Here is a 2002-nt window from a genome sequence, read left to right as displayed (position 1 = left end):
GGATCACCCGGGTGATGTCCCGGCGGAGAGCGGGGCTCGGCGGGTGGGCGGGCAGGGTGGAGTCGGGGGGTCCGGCCAGCGCAGCCTCGGTGTCCGGGTGGTCCAGCCTGAGCACCGGCGCGCCGGGGGGCAGTGTGGTGGCCAGCGGGCCGGTCGTGACGACCAGCACCGGTGCGGCGTCGGCGAGGACGACCGCCCGTCGCTCGACGGGGTGGTCGGGGTCGAGCGGCAGGTGGACGGCGCCTGCGAGCAACGTCGCGAGCCGGCCGACCACGAGGTCGACGCCGCGGGGCACCAGCAGGGCGACCCGGTCCTCGGGCCGCACACCGCGGGCGACGAGGAGGTGGGCGAGCCGGGTGACCCGGTCGTGGAGTTCCGCGTGGTCCACGACGATGTCGTCGTGGACGAGGGCGGCCGCGGCCGGGGTGCGGCGGGCCCACTGGGCTACCCGGTCGGGCAGGAACCAACCACCTCCCCGCTCAGAGGTCGGGACGGGTGTCGCGTCGGGTCGTTCCGGCGGGTTGGCCGCGGCGTTCTCGGGGCGATCGCCTCCCACCTGTCGCGCTGGACGGGGTGGCGTGGCGTCCTCGTGGGCCGGGCCGGCGGGCAGCACCTCCGCGAGCAGCTCCAGGTAGGACTCGGCCAGTCCCTGAGCCGTGGAGCGGTAGAACAGCTGTGTGCGGTAGGCGACGACGAGGTCGATCTCCTCCCGGTCGGCGTGCTCCAGCGTCGCGAAGGACAGGTCGCAGACGATGGCTCCCTCCGGCATGCCGGGGAAGTCGTGGTCGCCGGAGTACTCGAGGGTGATGCTCGGATCACCCTGTTGCAGGGCGTCCAGCTCCGGCAGCACCTGGTGGGTGTACATGACGTCGAACAGCGTGTTGCGGCTCGGGTCGCGGTGGGGTGCGACCTCGCGCACGACGGCGTCGAAGGGCAGGTCCTCGTTCTCCACGGCGGCCAACACGACCTCGCGTACCCGGGCGACGAGTTCGGGCAGGTCCGGGTCGTCGGAGAGGTCGGTGCGCAGCAGCAGGGTGTTGTTGAAGAAGCCGAGCAGGCTCCACAGTTCGGGGCGGTTCCGTCCGGCGCTGGGAGTGGCGATGACGATGTCACGGGCTCCCCCTCGCCGTGCCAGCAGCAGGTTCAACACCGCGAGCAGCACGACGTAAGGGGTGGCGCCGGCCTCCGTGGCGGTGGTTCGGACCCGGCGTGCGAGGTCTGGGGGGAGGTGGGTGACCAGGTAGTCGCCCCGGAAGTTGGTGGTTGCCGGTCTCGGGAGGTCGGTGGGGAGGTCCAGCACGGGCGCGTCGGCGAGGGTGCGCCGCCAGAAGTCCCGCTGTCCGGCCAGCAGCGGACCTGCGACCAGGTCGCGCTGCCACCGCGCGTAGTCGTGGTACTGGAGCGGCAGGGGCGGGAGGCGGTGCGGCCGCCCTTCCACTCGGGCGGCGTAGAGCTCGGTGATCTCGTTCCGGCTGATGGTGGGCGCGTGCCCATCGTTGACCGCGTGGTGCATGGAATTGACCACGAGGTGGTCGTCGGCGGCGAAACGCAGGACGAGCACCCGGTAGAGAGCGTCGGTGGCGAGGTCGAAGGGCCGGCTGGTGTGCTCGGCGGCGAGCCGGCGGGCGGTGGTCGCGGCGTCGGGGTCCTCGGAGAGGTCCACGAGGCGGAGGAAGTCCCCGAGGTCGGGGCGGATCACGACGCGGAGACCGCCGCCGTCCTCGACGAAGTTCGACCGAATGGTCTGGTGCCGTTCGGCGAAGTCGTTGAGCGCGGCGCGCCACGCCTCGAGGTCGAAGCGGCCCCGCACCCGCATGCGGGAGCCCAGGTTGTAGAGGGTGGTGCCGGGGTCCCACTGGTGGTGGAACCACATGCGTTCCTGCCCGAAGGAGAGGACCGGTTCCCCGGTCGCCGGTGTGATCGGCGGGAGGCCGGCCGGCACGGCGGGTTCGCGCTCGACGACCAGCCGGGTGACGTGCGCGGCCAGTTCGGGCAGGGTGCG

General features: G+C 72.8%; 1 protein-coding gene. It reads right to left on the bottom strand.

From position 1 onward, the window contains the following. The coding region (locus ACTIDRAF_RS26970; protein WP_157162806.1) for a condensation domain-containing protein at positions 1-2002 on the bottom strand (2002 nt) is incomplete at both ends.

The sequence above is a fragment of the Actinoalloteichus spitiensis RMV-1378 genome (assembly GCF_000239155.1).
GTDB lineage: Bacteria > Actinomycetota > Actinomycetes > Mycobacteriales > Pseudonocardiaceae > Actinoalloteichus_B > Actinoalloteichus_B spitiensis.
Note: the sequence above shows the minus strand (reverse complement) of the source record. Positions and strands in the feature narration are given on the sequence as shown.